Annotated in this window: 16 protein-coding genes; 6 read left to right on the top strand and 10 right to left on the bottom strand. The window is 44.5% G+C overall.

All coding sequences use genetic code 11. The annotated features are described in order from the left end of the window. Both QMY49_RS18130 and QMY49_RS18125 read left to right on the top strand, forming a co-directional pair. Window positions 1-870, top strand: coding sequence for a metal ABC transporter solute-binding protein, Zn/Mn family (locus QMY49_RS18130; protein WP_045487114.1), 870 nt, complete (start codon window positions 1-3; stop codon window positions 868-870). Between the two features lie 213 nt (window positions 871-1083). Next, on the top strand, window positions 1084-2142 hold the full coding sequence (locus tag QMY49_RS18125; RefSeq protein WP_283315866.1) for a porin: 1059 nt from the start codon (window positions 1084-1086) through the stop codon (window positions 2140-2142). Window positions 2143-2320: 178 nt separating this feature from the next. Here the strand turns inward: QMY49_RS18125 and QMY49_RS18120 are convergent, their stop codons facing one another. From QMY49_RS18120 to speA, 4 genes are all read right to left on the bottom strand, one after another. Beyond that, window positions 2321-4486: a S9 family peptidase gene (locus tag QMY49_RS18120; protein WP_283315863.1), complete on the bottom strand. Its 2166-nt coding sequence runs from the start codon at window positions 4484-4486 to the stop codon at window positions 2321-2323. Window positions 4487-4739: 253 nt separating this feature from the next. Then, a complete protein-coding gene (gene emrD, locus QMY49_RS18115; protein WP_050925678.1) occupies window positions 4740-5945 on the bottom strand; it encodes a multidrug efflux MFS transporter EmrD in 1206 nt (401 codons plus the stop codon). Window positions 5946-6207: 262 nt separating this feature from the next. Continuing rightward, window positions 6208-7128, bottom strand: a complete 921-nt coding sequence (speB, locus tag QMY49_RS18110) for an agmatinase (protein ID WP_005432598.1) — start codon at window positions 7126-7128, stop codon at window positions 6208-6210. A gap of 1 nt (window position 7129) precedes the next feature. Beyond that, a complete protein-coding gene (speA, locus tag QMY49_RS18105; RefSeq protein WP_283315859.1) occupies window positions 7130-9040 on the bottom strand; it encodes an arginine decarboxylase in 1911 nt (636 codons plus the stop codon). A gap of 336 nt (window positions 9041-9376) precedes the next feature. Here speA and QMY49_RS18100 point away from each other — a divergent pair, with 336 nt between their 5' ends. Next, entirely contained in the window at window positions 9377-10144 is a 768-nt protein-coding gene (locus tag QMY49_RS18100; RefSeq protein ID WP_047516367.1) for an MBL fold metallo-hydrolase, read from the top strand. A 36-nt stretch (window positions 10145-10180) separates the two neighbouring features. Here the strand turns inward: QMY49_RS18100 and QMY49_RS18095 are convergent, their stop codons facing one another. The 3 genes from QMY49_RS18095 to QMY49_RS18085 all read right to left on the bottom strand — a co-directional run bounded on the left by QMY49_RS18095 (window position 10181) and on the right by QMY49_RS18085 (window position 12516). Continuing rightward, the gene (locus QMY49_RS18095; protein WP_005432588.1) at window positions 10181-10609 is read right to left on the bottom strand and encodes an ATP-dependent zinc protease family protein; all 429 of its coding nucleotides are present in this window, start codon (window positions 10607-10609) and stop codon (window positions 10181-10183) included. 63 nt (window positions 10610-10672) lie between these two features. Further along, complete coding sequence (gene rimK, locus QMY49_RS18090; protein WP_005453290.1) at window positions 10673-11578, bottom strand: 30S ribosomal protein S6--L-glutamate ligase; 906 nt, start codon at window positions 11576-11578, stop codon at window positions 10673-10675. Between the two features lie 323 nt (window positions 11579-11901). Then, on the bottom strand, window positions 11902-12516 hold the full coding sequence (locus QMY49_RS18085; protein WP_005453294.1) for a TetR/AcrR family transcriptional regulator: 615 nt from the start codon (window positions 12514-12516) through the stop codon (window positions 11902-11904). A 155-nt stretch (window positions 12517-12671) separates the two neighbouring features. Between QMY49_RS18085 and QMY49_RS18080 the strand changes: the two genes are divergently transcribed. Together QMY49_RS18080 and QMY49_RS18075 are read left to right on the top strand one after the other, a co-directional pair. After that, the gene (locus tag QMY49_RS18080) at window positions 12672-13685 is read left to right on the top strand and encodes an MBL fold metallo-hydrolase (protein WP_017188527.1); all 1014 of its coding nucleotides are present in this window, start codon (window positions 12672-12674) and stop codon (window positions 13683-13685) included. 96 nt (window positions 13686-13781) lie between these two features. Next, on the top strand, window positions 13782-14129 hold the full coding sequence (locus QMY49_RS18075) for a DUF5329 family protein (RefSeq protein WP_283316814.1): 348 nt from the start codon (window positions 13782-13784) through the stop codon (window positions 14127-14129). Here the strand turns inward: QMY49_RS18075 and QMY49_RS18070 are convergent. Then, a complete protein-coding gene (locus tag QMY49_RS18070) occupies window positions 14094-14996 on the bottom strand; it encodes a LysR family transcriptional regulator (protein WP_005453299.1) in 903 nt (300 codons plus the stop codon). The two genes, QMY49_RS18075 and QMY49_RS18070, sit on opposite strands and share 36 nt — an antisense overlap. A 543-nt stretch (window positions 14997-15539) precedes the next feature. Further along, window positions 15540-15785, bottom strand: a complete 246-nt coding sequence (locus QMY49_RS18065) for a hypothetical protein (protein ID WP_005453301.1) — start codon at window positions 15783-15785, stop codon at window positions 15540-15542. Between the two features lie 166 nt (window positions 15786-15951). On the opposite strand from QMY49_RS18065, the gene QMY49_RS18060 reads away from it, so the two are divergent. After that, entirely contained in the window at window positions 15952-16818 is an 867-nt protein-coding gene (locus QMY49_RS18060) for an AraC family transcriptional regulator (RefSeq protein ID WP_017817364.1), read from the top strand. A 706-nt stretch (window positions 16819-17524) separates the two neighbouring features. Here the strand turns inward: QMY49_RS18060 and QMY49_RS18055 are convergent. After that, window positions 17525-17863 carry a YggL 50S ribosome-binding family protein gene (locus QMY49_RS18055; RefSeq protein ID WP_005453308.1) on the bottom strand — a complete coding sequence of 113 codons (339 nt, stop codon included), beginning with the start codon at window positions 17861-17863 and terminating at the stop codon, window positions 17525-17527. Window positions 17864-17946: the final 83 nt, after the last annotated feature.

Here is a 17946-nt window from a genome sequence, read left to right as displayed (position 1 = left end):
ATGAAGATGAAAAAACAAATCATAACAATGGGCTTGGTTGTGACGAGTACATTTGCACCGTTCTCTTATGGCAAAGATATTATTACCAGCACGCCTGTGACTTACATGTTGTCTGAGCAACTGATGCAAGGCACAGGCATTGAAACCAGTTACTTGCCACCTAAGCGATATGGCGTTGAACGTTTGGTGAACTGGTTTGCAAGTAAAGGTCAACAACAAGCCATTAAAGCCGGGCAGGAGGCGACCGTTGCGATTACGTTGGGTGCTATTTGGCATCAAGACCCAACTTTTGTTTATGCTCGTCAGGGGAACATTCGCTTGATTGAGATTGACGCGTCTCAGGCGATATCTCCAAGAGCACCGGGCGTTGCGGCACTGACGTTAGACAATGGTGATACATCTAAGTATGCGTGGATGAATCCTACTAACTTAATTCGAATGGCTGCGATCGTGGGTGAGGATCTACAAAAGGTTTATCCTCAATATCAAGCTCAAATAGAAAAGAACCAGCAAGCGTTGATGTTAGAAGTACGTGAGCTGATTAATCAACAACAGGACGTTATCTTTGCGAAAGAGATTGATTCAGTGGTCTTGCTAGGGGAATCATTAGAGGATTTTGCGTCTGGAAACCAACTGTTCGTTGTTGATCGTCAATTCAAGCCTGAACTGGAATGGTCAGAAGCAGAGAAACTGTCTTTAAAAGCTCAGTTTGAAGAAGATAAAACTCTGTGGCTAATTACAGATAAAAGACCCTCAAAACAGCTACAATCGATTATTTCACCAGATCGCATACTGCAAATTGACGTCATTGATCGTTGGGGGAGTAAAGGAATAAAAACTGAGAAACCACTCGCGCGCTGGCAGTTGTAACACGAAAAACACCACAAAAATTATGAAGGGGACTGAAAAGTTCCCTTTTTTTATGTGGTTTTGATCAAATTTTGAGCGATTAATTGGATTGGTTGCATATAATTTATTTGTTTCATTTATGTTTCATTACTACGTTGTATGTGTTCGTTGTGTTGAAAATTTTTGTCTTGCTGTCGTAACGAACCGGTATAAACAACTATATGGATGTTAAAAATGAAAATGAAAACTCTAGCCGTTGCAGTGGCGGCACTAGCATGTGGTTCTCAGGCTTTCGCAGTTGAAGTTTACAATAGCGAAGGCACATCTCTTTCTATCGGCGGCCACGTTTCAATTAATTTGAATGGTTCAGATGAAGGTGAAACAGATGTAGGTACTAACTCTCCACGTATTAATTTAGCTGGTAAAAAAGACATCGGTAATGGTATTACCGTTGATGCGAAAGGCGAATGGCAGCTTAACTACCTAAACGGTGGTGAGAATTCATTTACAACGCGTCTTGGATACATTGGTGCTTCACATGAACAGTTTGGCCGCGTTGTTGGTGGTACTCAATGGTCTCCATACTATGACGTTGCTGGTGTTGCAGATTTACCAATTGCTTATGCGAATGATTTCTTATACGAGAACCATAACAATCTAGGTTCTGGTCGTGCAGAAAAAATGCTGAGCTACCGCAAGAGTTTTGAATTTAGTGAAGGATTTGTATTTAACCTAGGTCTTGGTTGGCAAGGTAAGCAAACTGATAAGAAAACAAGCTTAGAGAAGGTTGATGAAAACTGCACTGTAAAATGTGCTGTGTACGAAAAAACAACTAAAACGGTATATGATGCACGTGGTCAAGTTGCGTTAAGCGCACAGTTTGCGGGCTTCGGTCTGGGTTACGTATACAGTGGCGGTGATGTAACTTCCGGCTCAACTACTAAAGACGCGATATCTCATATTATTGCTGCTAACTACGGCGAATACGGCTCTGGTCTTTATGCCGCAATCGTATACGGTATGAATGAATACTTCTATGAAGGGTTAGAAGAGACAGTGCAGTTAGAAGGTTTACTTGCATATGGATTTAACAACTGGACTTTAAGCGTAAACTACGAAGCGGTTGAGGATGATAAGGCAAGCGAGACGTTATTTAGCCAATCAGCACTTCAAGCAGAGTATGCTGTAACACCGTCATTCTACACTTACGCAGGTTATCAGTTTGACCTAGGTAATGACATCAATAAAGTTGAAGATGATGCTTGGACTCTAGGTGCTCGTTACTACTTCTAATCAATAGGACAGTTTCTACTGCCTAAACACATTTATTGTGTTGACGCCTATTCGCTGTGAATAGGCGTTTTTCTTCAAATAGACTGAGAGTCAACAAAAATGCCCGCACAATGCGGGCATTTTTTAGTGGATAACCCCTGTTATAAAAATGGGTGTAACACTTTTTAGGACGCCAAGTTTACTTTGTCTCTAAAAGATCAAGGAAGAAAGCGTACTCCAGTGCGTCTTCTTTTAATCGCTTGAATCGACCTGACGCACCACCGTGACCAGCTTCCATATCCGTTTTGAATAGCAAGACATTGTCATCGGTCTTCATCTCGCGGAGTTTTGCTACCCACTTCATCGGTTCAAAGTATTGAACTTGTGAGTCATGCAAACCCGTCGTCACTAGCATGTTCGGGTAATTCTGAGCCTTCACATTGTCGTACGGCGAGTAGCTCAGCATGTAGTCGTAGTACGTTTTATCATTCGGATTACCCCATTCATCGTATTCGTTGGTCGTTAGAGGAATCGATTCATCCAACATGGTCGTTACGACATCAACAAAGGGAACGTGCGCGCCAATACCACGGTAGAGATCCGGTGCTTGGTTAATGATCGCGCCCATTAATAGACCACCGGCAGAGCCACCAACCGCAAACACTTTGTCTTTCGCGCCGTAACCTTCTTCAACAAGCCCTTTTGTTACGTCAATAAAGTCATTAAAGGTATTTTGCTTAGTGAGCTTTTTGCCATCTTCATACCAAGGGCGTCCAAGCATTTCTGAGCCGCGAATGTGAGCGATAGCGTACACGAATCCGCGGTCAAGTAAGCTGAGGCGGGTTGAACGGAACGTTGGTTCAATTGTTGATCCGTAAGAGCCGTAGCCGTACTGGTAGATTGGATTGGTCCCGTCTTTCTTAAACAGATCCTTGCGATAAACCAATGATACTGGCACTTGCTTTCCATCACGAGCGGTTACCATGATGCGCTCTGATTGATAGTTATCCGCATCGAAATCGCCTAGCACCGGTGTTTGCTTCATTATTTCAGATTCACCCGTATGCAGGTCGAAATCATAGTAAGTGCCAGGTGTGGTTAGGCTGCTGTAGTAGATACGAACTTTAGAATTATCGAGTTCATAGTTGCCTGTTAGATAAGCAGCAAACGCGCTGTCGTTAAATTCGAGTGGGAACTCTTTGCCCGTTGATAGCTGGCGGATTTTAACTGTCGATAGACCATTCGCACGTTGCTCGTACACAAGGTGGTCATCAAATAAGTCGAAATCGACAAGTTGAGTATTGTCGTCTGCTGGGACGACGTCGACCCATTTAGAACGATCATGCATCTCTTCTGCTTTGACTTTCATTAAACGGAAGTTTACTGCTTGATAGTTTGTGTAGATGTAGTACCAATCACCTAATTTAGCGATGCTGTACTCAATGCCTGTTTCTCGTGGGTAGAAAGCTTCAGCTTTTGCGTTTGGATTGTTGGCGTCAATGACTGATACACCACTCGTTTCGGTGCTTGAGTGCCAAATGTACACTTGCTCGTCATCTTTACTTTTACTCAAGTAAGTGTAGTAAGCACTGTCGGTTTCTTCGTAAATCAGTTCATCGCTCTTTTGCGGGGTGCCTAGTACGTGGCGGTATACTTGATAACCAAGCAGTGTTTGTGGATCTTTCTTGATGTAATAGAAAGCCTTGTTGTCGTTTTGCCATGCGATAGCACTCGACGCACCTTCAATTTCATCTTGTAGATATTCGCCGGTATTAAGATCTTTGATTTTGATGGTATAAACACGACGGCTTAACGTATCTTCACCGTAAGCCAGCAAGTTCTCATTTGGGCTCACATATAAGCCTCCAGTGCTAAAGAACTCGTGCTCTTTCGCCAGTTCATTTACATCTAGGATGACTTGCTTGTCTTTGCCTACAAAGTCTTTCGCACGCATGTGCACTTCGTATTCGTTATCGCCTGTTACTTCATTTGAATAGAAGTAGTTACCTCGACGTACCGGTACTGAGTTATCGTCTTTCGCAATACGACCTTTGATCTCTTCGAATAATTGCTCTTGTAGTGCTTCAGTATGTTTTAGAACGGTTTCTGCATACTGATTTTCTTGCTCAAGATGTTGCAAAATCTCTGGGTCTTGGCGCTCATCATCGCGCATCCAATAGTAGTTATCGATTCGGGTGTCACCATGAATCGTCATTGCATGTGGCACTTTTTTAGCAACAGGTGCTTGAGTTTGTTGAGCAACGAGTTGAGATTGAGAGTAATGGTTCATGGTTGGTATTCCTTGATTGCTGCATCCGGCGACAAGCGCGACCGATACGGCCAACGTAGTTAAAGTGAAACGCATCTGTGTGTCCTTATTGTGTACCTTACTCTTGTTGTATCGCCATTCTTTTATTTAAGAGTTAAAGCACAGGTTTCTTCCAATGAATGTTGAATGGCAAATCTATAAATGTGTGTAAGCAACTGTTCTTTTTAGCAAAGATTTACAGGGATGTTAAATGTAAATGCTGGTGGATGAGAGCTGGAGGGCAAGATGCGTGCAACAAAAAAGGGACACACTTTTCAGCATGTCCCCTTTGGGTGATGAGAGGCAGGTTTTAAATTGCCAATGGCATTTCGTTTGAATGGTCGTGCTTGCGATTAACCCAACGTAGACCAAGCATGGCGATGATCGACATTGTCATCATTAGGCAGCCAAGTGGCATTTGGTCTTGCGCTGGGAAGAAGGAAGCCAATAGCGTTGCGATGCCTGCGCCTAGGTTTTGCATACCACCCAAAATGGCACCGCCAGTACCTGCGTGGTATGGGAACGGTGAAAGTGCGCCGGTAGTTGCCGCTGGGAACAAAATGCCTGCACCCAAGAAGTAAATGGTTGCACCGCCAATCAGAGTCAACGCCGTTGTTAGACCAAACAGACCCGGAATCAATACCACTGCTGAGCCAACTAAGATAGCCACTAGACCAACATTCAAAGCACGGCGTTCAGAACGGCGTTGTGCAATATAGCTCGATAGACCAGCACCGACTAAGTAACCCGGTATCGGCAAGACAAATAGCAAGCTGACCGTGGTTGCTGGCAAGCCAAGTACACCACCCAACAACACACCTGCTGCTGCTTCAAATACTGCAACGCCTGCAAACGTGGCAACCAATACCAATAAGAAGCCTTGGAAGCGTTTGTCTGATAGTACGAACTTGTAGCTCTTCGCAACAGATTCATGTTTGCGGCGCTCTTTAGGCAAGGTTTCCATCATGCTTGTCATCATGGTGATCACAACGGCAATACCGAATAACGCAAGAAATAGGTAGCTAGATCGCCAGCCGAATGCTTCGGTTAGATAACCGCCCAATACTGGTGCGATCAATGGCGAAAAAATCACACACATACTGATCAAGCTGTTTGCGCGGTGCAGTTCAGCGCCCTCAAAGCAGTCACGAGTCAGTGTACGAGACATAGCTCCGCCACAGCCAATACCCAAACCTTGGATGAAGCTGCCTGCTAGAAACCATTCGTACTCATGAGCAAACAGCGCTACCAAAGTACCAAGAATGTAGATGATCAAACCCGCAATGATGATTGGCTTACGACCAAGGCGATCGGACAGCGTGCCGTATACAAACTGCGATAGACCGTAAGGGATCAGGTAACACGCCATCACAGCTTGAAGTGAAGACGCTGATACCAAGAACTCACCCGCCATATGACCGATAGAAGGCACGTACATCGTTTGAGTCATTTGACCTACGGCAGTCAGAATTGCGATTAAAAAGGTAAGTTTCGCTAATGGAAACGAGGCGGACATTTGCGTATCTCTCCAGAAATTTAAGACGTAAAAAGCCTTAGCGCTCCATATAGGAGAGCCAAATAAACAAAGTAATTAGGGAATCTAGGCGCGAGATATTAGAGCTTGAGTGCAGACTTAGCAATCAAAAAGTGTGAAGTTGAGCAAGATAAAAATCTATGATTTGGATTAGAAAATCTAATCTATTTTTGTTGAGTGATGAAAACGAAAAAGGGAGCCGAAGCTCCCCTTGAAATACTGCGCTCATTTAGAACAACTTTCGTTATTCGCGACCTGAAGCGTAGGCGTAAAGCAACTCAAGTGCGATAGTCGCGCCAGCCAAGGCCGTTACATCACTGTGGTCGTATGGAGGTGAGACTTCCACCACGTCCATACCTACGATGTTCATGCCAGCGAAACCACGGATGATCTTCAGAATTTTATCTGAGTTCAGGCCGCCACAAACTGGTGTACCTGTACCCGGTGCAAACGCCGGATCCAGACAGTCGATGTCAAAAGTGACATACACAGGCTTATCCGCAACCGTGCGGCGAATCTCTGCCAGTATCTCTTCTACCGACATGTCGTTTGCTTGCATCGCGTTGATGACATTGAAGCCATGATCTTGTTGGTCATATTCAGTACGAATACCAATTTGAACTGAGTTCTTCGCAGAAATCAGACCTTCTTTTGGCGCATGGTAGAACATAGTTCCGTGGTCGTAAGAACTGCCATTTGCGTAAGTGTCAGTGTGCGCATCGAAGTGAATCAATGCCATTTGACCATGGTGTTTTGCGTAAGCACGTAGGATCGGTAGCGTGATGAAGTGGTCACCACCCAAGCCTAGCATTGTCTTACCGCTCTTTAGAATCTCACTTGTTGCTGCTTCTAGACGGTAAGTGAAATCTTCCGCGTCACCACAATCGAATACAAGGTCACCTGCGTCGATCACTTTCAATTTATCAAATACGTTGAAGTCCCAAGGGAACTTCTTGCCTTCCCAAGCAAGGTTTACTGACGCACGACGGATCGCATCTGGTCCCATACGCGCACCAGGACGACCAGAAGTCGCCATGTCCAGAGGAACCCCTAGCACCACAACGTCTGCGTCTGCCGATACTGGATTTTTGATGTACGGTCGACGTAGAAACGACATAGAGTTGGAGTAAAGCGAATAATCGGTTTTCGTAAACAAATCATTCATATCAGAAGTCCTCTAAATAGGTGTAGCCCGCCAAACCTTGTTCCAGTTCAGCTAGGATTTGTTCTTGTTCATTGGTTTCAACTCGTTCTGAAACCAATTGTTTGTAATTGTCACGAATCGCATCTACGTCGATGTGAACGTAGCGCATCATGTCTTCTACGCTATCACCTTCGTTGATGTAGCTGATCTCGAATTGACCGTCTTCATCAACATTGACTACTGCACTGTGGGTATCACCAAATAGGTTGTGCATGTCACCAAGGATCTCTTGGTATGCGCCTACTAGGAAGAAGCCCATTAGGTACGGTTTGTCGTTGCTCCATGCTGGTACTGGTAGCGTGCTCTCAATGCCTTGACCATCAACATAGTGATCAATCGCGCCATCGGAGTCACAAGTGATGTCCAACATCACCGCACGACGCTCTTCCACATCCCCAAGACCAGAAAGCGGTAAAACAGGGAATACCTGATCAATACCCCATGCGTCTGGTAGGGATTGGAAAAGAGAGAAGTTCACGAAGAACTTGTCCGCAAGACGTTCGCTCAACTCATCCAAAATAGGACGGTGGAAACGGTTCTTGGTACTCATTTGACGACTTAGCTCGAAGTAAATACGCAGAGACAGTTGTTCTGCCCACGCACGTTGCTCAAGGTTCAGTACGCCAGTAGCGAATTGCGAGTGAACCTCGACCAAATCGCTTTGGGTATCATTGTAAATTTCAATTAATGCACGTGCATCGGTACCATCCTGCAGGTTTTCCCAACTACGCCACATGTTTTGTAGCAAGATTGGTGCATCTTCTGCAGGTTCGAATACTTCTTCCGGCTGGTATGTTTCAGTACCAATGACGTTAGAAATCAACACAGCGTGATGAGCGGTTAGAGAACGACCCGATTCAGAGATGATCACTGGCATCGGTTGGTCGTAGTGCTGACAGACATCACCGACTGTATTCACGATGTTACGCGCATATTCTGCAAGACCGTAGTTCATCGAGTTCGAAGATTGGCTGCGTGTGCCGTCGTAGTCTACTGCTAAACCGCCGCCAACATCGAAGTAATCAATGTTTGCACCCATGGCACGTAATTCACAGTAGAAACGTGCGGATTCATTCACACCATTGCGTACGTCACGGATGTTAGCCATCTGTGAGCCAAGGTGAAAGTGAACCAATTGCATGGTATCCAGCTTGTCTTCGTGTTTTAGACGATCAATCACGCTCAATACTTGTGATGCCGATAGACCGAACTTCGATTTCTCACCGCCGCTTGCTTGCCACTTACCTGCACCTTGAGATGCAAGGCGGATACGCAAGCCAAGACGTGGAGTTACACCCAAGCTTTTCGCTTCTTCAAGTACTAGATCAAGCTCAGATAGCTTCTCTAGTACGATAAATACTTTGTGACCTAGCTTTTCACCGATCAGTGCTAGACGCACATATTCACGGTCTTTGTAGCCATTACACACAATCACGGAGCTGCCTTGTTGAGCCAATGCCAGTACCGCCAATAGTTCTGGCTTGCTGCCTGCCTCTAGACCCAGCTGTTTATTTTCTAGCTGCGCTTGGCTCGCTAAGATTTCATCAACCACTTCACGCTGTTGGTTTACTTTAATTGGGTACACCAACAGGTATTTGTTTGGATATTGGTATTCTTCAATTGCTTGGTTGAAAGCTTGGCAAATGCCATGCACGCGTTGGTGCACGATTTGCGGGAAGCGCACTAGCACAGGCAGGTTCAACTGCTTAGCTTCTAGCTCTTTTACAATCGCACTGAAAGGGATTTGGTGTGCACGGTCACTACGAGGAGATACGTAAACCTCGCCTTGGTCATCAATTCCGTAGAAGCCTTGGCTCCAGTAGTGAACGTTGTAGTCCGCGCGGATGCGGTCTAATTTAGTTGCTTTTTCCAACTCGATTCTCACAAAAATGTATTTAAACCCTCGCTGAAATAGGAGGAGGAAATACAAAAAAGCAAATCATGAGGCGCTAACCTCATACCCTGACACGAACTCCGTGTGCGCGCATTAACGGATAAAACCCAATCAGAGTCTAATGATTAAAATTTGTTCTTTCGATTAACAACTGTTGTCGAGTCGCGGTGTAAACATTTATTTAACAGAGTGTCCATTCTGCTGTTATAGTTGGTCTGACCAGTAAGGATTTGGTCGCAGAAAAACAAGAATAAAGACCCAACAAAACAAGGATATGTTTTGCAGCTGCATAGAATTCAGGGATACATCCAAACCATGTATCTCGCCGAGTATCCAGACAAGTTAATGTTGCTTGATGGCGCCAGTCGAGCCGATATTCCACACCTCAAAGATTTTATTGAGCATCAGCTTAATCGTTCGTTCACCGACTTAAAAATGGTGGTGGTCACGCATATGCATCCTGACCATGCGGGGGCTGCGCACAAGTTGCGAGATCTTACGGGGTGCCAGATCTTAGCTGCGAAACGAGACACTCATTGGTATGGCGGCTTTGATGGTTGGTTGATGCATTTGACCGATTTGATTTTGGCGCGTTGGATGGCGAATCGAATGCGTAAACCAAAGCGGAATCTATGGTATTCGCGAAAACTAAGACCAGATATTGAGCTGGTGGATGGTGACGCCGTGCCTGGATTTTCTGATTGGCAAGTATTGGAAACCCCCGGACATACTGATAGAGACTTATCGGTTTTTCATGCTGAGCAGAATGTGCTTTATGTCGCGGATTTAATGGTGCAGGTAAAAAGTCATTTGATTGCGCCGTTTCCTATCTTTCATCCCAACCAATATCGTCGGTCGTTAAAGCGAGTTTTTGAGATGAACCCGAGTTGTTTATTGGCCGCACATGGTGGTGAAGTTGAGTTTGATGAAGATGCTTATCAACACATCATCAACACCGCGCCGGTTAGACCCATTACGCATTGGCGAGTGACGAAGATAAAACTTAAAGGGTTAATGCGCTCTGTACTGAGAAGTAAGAATATGAAAGAGGAGAATGGCGAAAAGGACAGAAGAGCCAGATGAGCGACCACGGAGTTCGCTCATCTGAAGCTACGGGGATTATGGAGCCAATAAGTGAGATTGGCTCGGGTCTACCAGAACTTTGTCTGCCATACCCTGACGACCTAGCAACATCATGTAGGTCATCTTTTCACGGTTAGTCAGCGTGATGTCGATAGGCCACTCTTGGTCGCCCATGCGTAGCATCGTTGTGATCACGCAGCGGTGTTCGAACGTTCCGTTTGATGATTTCACCTTGCGGTTCGCCTTCAGTGGAGCTTTACAGCGAACCACTTGTTCTAAGTGGTAAACATCTGGGTGTAGATCGAATTCTACGTATGACTGACCGTCTTGCTCAGTGCACTCTAGATTATCTACGTGCAGAGAAGAAGTCTGTGCGCCTGTATCAATACGCGCTTCAAGGTGAGTAATCCCTAACTCAGGTAAGCAAATTGCTTCGGCGTTCCCAATGATCATTTTCTGATTCATAGTGTCATCCTAGCGATGAGTGATAAAGAGAGCCTAGTCTATAGGCTCCCACTCAAACAATTATCAGCCTTTACCGCGAGTACGGTTAGCGTTTGGTTTTGCGTTCTTCTCGATGAAGTCGAAGATCATACCTGCAACGTCTTTATCTGTTGCAGTTTCGATACCTTCAAGACCTGGAGAAGAGTTCACTTCCATCACAACAGGACCGTTTTTCGATTGAAGAATATCAACACCACATAGGTTTAGACCCATGACTTTCGCTGCGTTGATTGCGGTTGCACGCTCTTCTTTGGTTAGTTTCACTAGCTGAGCAGAACCTCCGCGGTGAAGGTTAGAGCGGAACTCACCTTCTTTTGCTTGACGTTTCATTGCTGCGATAACCTTGTTACCTACAACGAAGCAGCGGATATCCGCACCATTTGCTTCTTCAATGAACTCTTGCACCATGATGTTCGCTTTTAGACCCATGAATGCTTCGATAACGCTTTCTGCCGCTTTCGTTGTTTCAGCAAGTACAACACCGATACCTTGAGTGCCTTCAAGTAGCTTGATAACCAATGGTGCGCCACCAACGTTTTTGATCACGTCTTGAATGTTATCAGGGTGGTGAGCAAAACCAGTACGAGGCAGACCAATACCTTTGCGTGATAGCAACTGCATAGAGCGTAGCTTGTCACGAGAGCGGCTGATTGCTACTGACTCGTTCACACAGAATGTGCCCATCATTTCAAACTGACGTACAACCGCAGTTCCGTAGAAAGTGATAGATGCACCAATGCGAGGAATAACCGCGTCATACTTTGGCAATTCTTCACCCATGTAACGAATCTTAGGGTTGTTACTCGTAATATCCATATAACAGTGCAGAGTATCGATCACATCAACTTGATGTCCGCGCTCTTCACCCGCCTGCTTTAGGCGCATGGTTGAATATAGATTCTCATTACGAGAAAGAATAGCAATACGCATGGCAATTCCTTAGTAAGTCAGTACCAAATTAAAAATATAAATATAGAGTATAGTGAGTGGGTTTAATTGATGTGACAGAATCCACTCGCTTCAACGATTTAGAATTGTGGTTGGACAACCACGTCGTCAGAGGTGCGCACCTTAGGGCGTTTTCTCATGAGATGAAAACGAAAAAATATCGTCGATACGACAAAAATAATTTATCGAACTCTCGCGCCTTGCTGTGTGCGACTGTCAAGGGCGAGAAAAAGAAAATTGAGTCAAAAATTCATCATTTTTCGATGTGAGAAAACTAAAAAAAGCGGCTATTTGACCGCTTTACTTTAGTTGTTTTTATAGTGACTTAAGAAGAGTTCAGCCGTTTGGGTGGCTAGCGCTCTGGACTCTTCCTCTGTTAAAGAAGCACGCATCCCCATTAACTGTGGCCAGAATGCACTGCCTTTAAGTAAGTTATGTAGCTGAATGCTTGCCACATCCACATCTTCGATCTTAAGCGCGCCGTTTTGGGCATGTTCGGTGAGCCAACGATGTAACGCGGTTTCTTGTTTTGACATGCGTTCAGCTTGTTCTTTGAGATCTTCCGGCTTAAACAAAAAGTGTCCAAACGCGACTTTTGCTAATTCAATATAGTTAGGTTCCGTCACGACGACGATCTCACTGTAGAGCAATTCAATCAATTGCTGTTTCAGCGGCAGTGTGGGTAAACGTTCAATATCGCTGTCCATCATTGATGAGCGCCAAAGCTCCGTCAGCAACTCGGTCACGATCGCCTCTTTAGAAGGGAAGTGATTATAGACGGTTCGCTTTGATACTTGAGCGATTGAAGACAGCTTATCCATGCTGGTGTTTTGCACCCCAAATTCTTGAAACGCTTGTTTCGCCGCGCAGAGAATCGCTTCTCTTTTGGTCTCGCTACGACTTTTTCTTTTTACATTCATAAACTTGTTAAGTTAGGAAGATCATTTCTGGATCTATTTTACACTAAGTAGTTTACTTTTGATAATTTGAATGTAAACTGCACCGTGTAGTTTACTTTTGTTCGGGTTTACTTTTTATGAAAAAAACTTTGCTAGCCACAGTAGGAGCGTTCGCGATGGGTACATCAATGATTTCTTGTTCTAATGTTGATACTGAAAAAGCGCCAACATACCCGGACAAATTTGCAAACACCGAGTTGGAATACAAAAGCAGTTTGGGCGATATGTTCGGTATCATGAAAGCTTATTTCACAACTGAGCGTGCGAATCCAACCCCAACAATTGAAATTCCAGTGCATGCGATGACTGCGACACAACTACTAGAAGAACAAGATGACGTCATATACCGTCTTGGTCATTCGAGCGTGTTGATGAAGCTTGATGGTAAGTTGGTGATGACCGATCCTGTCTTTAGTGACCGAGCATCTCCTGTCCAATGGGCAGGACCAAAGCGTTTCCACCAAACACCAATCACTTTGCAAGATTTGCCAAGTATCGATGTCGTGGTGATCAGCCATGACCATTACGACCATCTAGATAAAGCCTCGATTAAAGAGCTTGGTGACAAGGTTGGAACTTTCTTGGTGCCTTTGAAAGTGGGGCAATTACTGGTGAACTGGGGCGTGCCTAAGGAAAGAGTGGTCGAGCTAGATTGGTGGGAGTCACATTCTGTCGACGGTATTGAATATACACTGACTCCGACTCAGCACTTCTCTGGTCGAGGTTTGACAGACCGCGATACGACGCTGTGGGGCAGTTGGGTTATCAACGCACAGCAAAATAAAGTGTTCTTTAGCGGTGATTCAGGTTACTTCAATGGCTTTAAAGAGATTGGTGAAAGGTACGGTCCATTCGATTTCACAATGATTGAAACGGGCGCATACAATGACCTTTGGTCAGATATTCACATGTTCCCGGAGCAGAGTGTCCAGGCACACATTGATGTGCAGGGTAAAGTGATGATGCCAATTCATAACAGTACATTTGATTTGTCAATGCACGATTGGAATGAACCAATGCAACGTGCGTTAGACATCAGTGAAGAACGTGGTGTGACTTTAGTTAGCCCTGAGATTGGGCAACGTTTGGCGCTTGCTGAGCCTCAGCCAGTTAAGGCGTGGTGGCAATAATTGCCGAGCTAAACAGCCAAACAGTTGAATAGTTAAGCCACTTATTAGTAGTTACTTGGTAGTAGTTACGTGGTCAGGGATAAGGATAAAGCTATGATGAAAGCAAAGTGGTCGTTGCTACTTACATTAAGTATTCTGCCTACCTTTGCATTAGCAGAAGTAGAGGAAGATATCTCGACGTTGATAAAACGAGTTGAGCAATCCTCTTGCACCTTTATCCGTAACGGCAAGGCGTATACCAATCGCGAGGCGGCAGAACACATGCGCAACAAATGGGATTATGCCAAAGATGACGTTGATTCTGTGGATGTGTTTATAAAAGAGGTGGCGTCAAAGAGTTGGTTATCTGGCAAGCCATATTGGGTGGATTGCCAAGATAAGCGTATTACTAGTGAAGAATGGCTGACATCATTGATGAACAGCAGTACCGATCACGTTCAATAAGACCTGCTTGATGGTTTGGTAGCGCAGTGGCAATGTGCGGCTGCGTTTTCTAACCAAAAATAAATCTTCATATACCGGTTGCTTTAATTCGGCGACATATAACTCTTCTCTTAATGCAAAGCTCTCCACCGCACTGCGCGGTAAAACGGTAAAGCCGAGTCCTTTACTCACTGGCAGTAAGATCTGGCTTAACTGGTTGACGTACCCGGATAACGGCATGTCGCTGACTTTGATCTCTTTTAGTAAGGGTTCGGCGCATTGATCGAAAAATAGCGTCATGTAATGTTCAGCATCTGGGTGACCAATCACACCACAGCTTTTCAGTAACTCCGGTGTGAGCGTTTTTCCTCGGTAGGATTTAGGTAAGATCAAACATAAAGTCTCTCGACCAATTTGTTCGCTTTGGAACACGCTTTTATTTGGTGAGTAGGTTACGATGCCCATATCAATTCGACCCTCAGCAACGCCATTAAGAATAGATTGGTTGGGCGCAGCTTCTAGGTGAATCGATAAGCCTTTATGTTGTTTCTGTTTTTCAAGGAGAGGATCAAACAGCATCAAGGCAAGCGCACCAGAGCATGCGAGTTTGCAGTATCCAGCGTGTGGATCATCAAAGCTCAAATCTTCTAGTAGGCTTTTTTCTTTTTCTTCAAGTTCTAGCGCGTAGGCATACACCATGCGCCCTTGCTCCGTAAGTTCAAAGCTTTTGTTCTCGCGCTTAATCAATGGATGCTGACAAGCTCGCTCCAGCTTTTTAATGTGCTGGCTGACACCGGGTTGAGTCATATAAAGCTTTTCTGCCGTCTGAGTAAAGTGACCGACTTCAACTAGTGTTTTGAATGTGTGTAACCAAACTGGATTCAGCATAGGGCGTCGTTTGCTCGATGTTTATTAAAGAAAGCGTCTATCAGAGAATGAATCTGCTAAAGAAATTGCTGAAATAATAGCATGATGCAAGACCGAACGTAGAGAGGAGCATAAATGACGGGCAAAATAAAACCCCGCCTGGTTTCCCAGACGGGGCTTATTCTTTTTCGCAGCAATCCGGCTACTAATAGGTGCTCCCTGCATCTATCCTTGATTGTGGCTAAGTCCTTTAACCGAGTTCCTTGTTCATCGCCTTCCTAGCGGTGTCCATTCTTGCCTATCATCCTGACGGGCGAACTCTATCCTAGAGCTTAACTACATCCTTGCTGATAACTCATCCTAAGCTACCAAATCTTCATCCTGAAGATACCCAATCCTTTAGGCTTTTTTCCTGTTCCCGCCAACATCCTGTCGACATGTTTAGTATTGTTGTTTTGCTGATTACTCTCAATCAGCTAGGTAAAAAAACTTTGGCAGCGAATATTGCTTAAAAAAGGATAATTAATAATTTTCAATTAGTTAGGTTTATTGGTTGATTTGTTCTTAGTCAAAAATGGTCTTTTTACTTACATCGCTTGTGAGAGATCTCGCACAAGGTGTCGAGCGAATGTACGAATCGGTGTCTTTTTCGTCTTGTTTAAGAGTTTGCTCAAGATCACAACTCGAGTTGTAGCCATAAGATTTAGCGACAGTGTCGGATGAAATTCCCATCTCTTTTACTGCAAATATTGCCCATTCATCACGAGTTTTCTGCATGATCTGACGCAGCTTAGTTTTGAAGTTACTCATAACAGCTCCTTGGTTTGCCTTCTTTTCAACGCAAGGATAAGGAGCGTGATGGAGCTAAGTTGATAGTATACCGCTCAATATCAATACTATTGAGGCGTAGTAAAGAATGTGTCGGTAATACTGATATTATTTGCGCGTATAACAATACTATCTTGTGGAGTGACAAATGGCGCACATCGAAAAAGTACCGCAGAGACCTGGCTTTTCTTGGCGCTATCGTCGTATTGATGAGCCTAAAAAGGAGTATGACTTCCATTTTCATGATGATGTGTACGAGTTGGTCATTCATCGACACTTTTCTGGAACTCTGCACATTGGTCATCACGAGTTGGAAGTGACCCACAATCAAATGTTATTGATTGCGCCGGGTGTTCCTCATTCTATTCATTCCACGTTGGTAGAAAATAACTGTGAAACCCATGTAATTTGGTTTAAGCGTGAGTGGATTGCCAATCTGATGTTTTATTGCACGGAACTGCGCAAACTCGATCCGTTGCTCAAGGCAGCAAATAAAGGAGTAGTGTTCTCTGAGCGAACTGCTCAACAAGTTGTAGAGCTTCTTCATGAGTTGATGAAAGTACCTGCGATGGAGCAACTAGCTCGCTTTATTCATGTACTTTCGTTACTTGCGCATGATGAAGCAGCCAAAACACTGATGACGCATTCTTATCTCTCGATGAGTGAACATGAGCAACAAGAAAGAGAGCGTGTTGCTAAGGTGAGCGCGTATCTAGAACAACACTTCGCTCGCAAGATAACACTTGCCGATCTCGCTAATGATTTATCGTTGAGTGAAAGTGCGGTGACTCGTCTGTTTAAAAAGCATTTTAAAGAACCCTTTAGCCAACGCTTGATGAAACTGCGTATTAACCATGCTGCCGACTTGCTGCAGTCAACAGAGTTGCCCATTGGCATTGTGTTTGAGCGAGTAGGGTATCGCAATCAAGCTTTGTTTAATCGCCATTTTAAAACCTACAAGGGGCTGACTCCGCGAGACTACCGACAACATTACCAGCAGCGAATCCAACCTTAGCTTGAGCACATGCGTGGTATCGTTATGCGCAACTGGTATATTAATTGCTAAGCTATTCGAGAATCATTATTAAGATTCAATGACAGATGGAATAGGGAACTTGATTGCCATTAATCTGTCATATTCAGTGGATAGGTTAACCCTTGCCATACGATAAAACACAGTCGAACTGTTCAAAAATTGACTGCAACATGGCGTGTTTTGTCATTATGTTGTGAAATCAATCACGGTTAATTTATTCGTTCCCCGATAGATTGGAGGGGAAAACAACCTTAGACAATAAGCTCATGATGAGCGCTACCTATATAGATGAGGGAGATTGCTATGAAAAAGATGAGAAAAGCACAGTTGCATCGTGTACGTATCCAATACTGGAAAGACACAAAAACTGACGCTAGCAAAAAAGCATAGTTAACCACACTCGCGACACTGAGCTGGCAATGGACGGATAACCTTCCATAAAATGCCAGCTCTAAAATTATCTAAAACTGCCATTATTTCTCGCTCACCACATTTTCCAGATATCTACGTATCCCCAAATACCAAGATACTCCCAAAGACTAACGGTTCCAAGCCATCAAAGTGGTTCGCGCTTCCGGTTCTCAGTACTTCAGAAATTCACGGCTTCTAAACGCAAAAAAGCCAGTCCGAGGACCAGCTTTCTCATTACTTGCTCAACTCTGTTTATTACAGAGTGACCCTGCAATTACAGGTAGTTTGCGTCAACCAATTCGCCTGCTTTCGCGCTGCTTACTTCTGGGCGAGCTTCTAGCCAAGCGACAACTTGTGCTTTTTGCTCTTCTGTCGCGCTGCCGTAACGCTCAGTTGAACATAGGAAACCTTCAAACAGTTCTAGACCGCCGCCGCCGAAGCACAGATCTAGGCCATCAATGTAGTCGATAAACTCATCTACGAATGCATCGTAACGGTCGAAGTCGTTGATGTCTGTTTCACAGCTGATTTCAAAACCTAGGATTGCGAATTCACCTAGGAATAGCTTTTTACGCAGACGACGATTTTTGTTATCGATTTTATCTAGTTTCATGATTATCTCTCGTGGATGATTTGAGTACACCTTATACCCCCAAATCTGGCTTAGCCCAAGCAAAATCGGGAGTACATAGAATA

This window comes from Vibrio harveyi, assembly GCF_030060435.1.
Classification (GTDB): domain Bacteria; phylum Pseudomonadota; class Gammaproteobacteria; order Enterobacterales; family Vibrionaceae; genus Vibrio; species Vibrio harveyi.
Note: the sequence above shows the minus strand (reverse complement) of the source record. Positions and strands in the feature narration are given on the sequence as shown.

Excerpts from the sequence above, each read along its gene's own strand:
- QMY49_RS18130 (WP_045487114.1), top strand. The coding sequence starts at position 1 with ATGAAGATGAAAAAACAAATCATAACAATGGGCTTGGTTGTGACGAGT.
- QMY49_RS18125 (WP_283315866.1), top strand. The coding sequence starts at position 1,084 with ATGAAAATGAAAACTCTAGCCGTTGCAGTGGCGGCACTAGCATGTGGT.
- QMY49_RS18120 (WP_283315863.1), bottom strand. The coding sequence starts at position 4,486 with ATGCGTTTCACTTTAACTACGTTGGCCGTATCGGTCGCGCTTGTCGCC.
- emrD (WP_050925678.1), bottom strand. The coding sequence starts at position 5,945 with ATGTCCGCCTCGTTTCCATTAGCGAAACTTACCTTTTTAATCGCAATT.
- speB (WP_005432598.1), bottom strand. The coding sequence starts at position 7,128 with ATGAATGATTTGTTTACGAAAACCGATTATTCGCTTTACTCCAACTCT.
- QMY49_RS18100 (WP_047516367.1), top strand. The coding sequence starts at position 9,377 with ATGTATCTCGCCGAGTATCCAGACAAGTTAATGTTGCTTGATGGCGCC.
- QMY49_RS18095 (WP_005432588.1), bottom strand. The coding sequence starts at position 10,609 with ATGAATCAGAAAATGATCATTGGGAACGCCGAAGCAATTTGCTTACCT.
- rimK (WP_005453290.1), bottom strand. The coding sequence starts at position 11,578 with ATGCGTATTGCTATTCTTTCTCGTAATGAGAATCTATATTCAACCATG.
- QMY49_RS18085 (WP_005453294.1), bottom strand. The coding sequence starts at position 12,516 with ATGAATGTAAAAAGAAAAAGTCGTAGCGAGACCAAAAGAGAAGCGATT.
- QMY49_RS18080 (WP_017188527.1), top strand. The coding sequence starts at position 12,672 with ATGGGTACATCAATGATTTCTTGTTCTAATGTTGATACTGAAAAAGCG.
- QMY49_RS18075 (WP_283316814.1), top strand. The coding sequence starts at position 13,782 with ATGAAAGCAAAGTGGTCGTTGCTACTTACATTAAGTATTCTGCCTACC.
- QMY49_RS18070 (WP_005453299.1), bottom strand. The coding sequence starts at position 14,996 with ATGCTGAATCCAGTTTGGTTACACACATTCAAAACACTAGTTGAAGTC.
- QMY49_RS18065 (WP_005453301.1), bottom strand. The coding sequence starts at position 15,785 with ATGAGTAACTTCAAAACTAAGCTGCGTCAGATCATGCAGAAAACTCGT.
- QMY49_RS18060 (WP_017817364.1), top strand. The coding sequence starts at position 15,952 with ATGGCGCACATCGAAAAAGTACCGCAGAGACCTGGCTTTTCTTGGCGC.
- QMY49_RS18055 (WP_005453308.1), bottom strand. The coding sequence starts at position 17,863 with ATGAAACTAGATAAAATCGATAACAAAAATCGTCGTCTGCGTAAAAAG.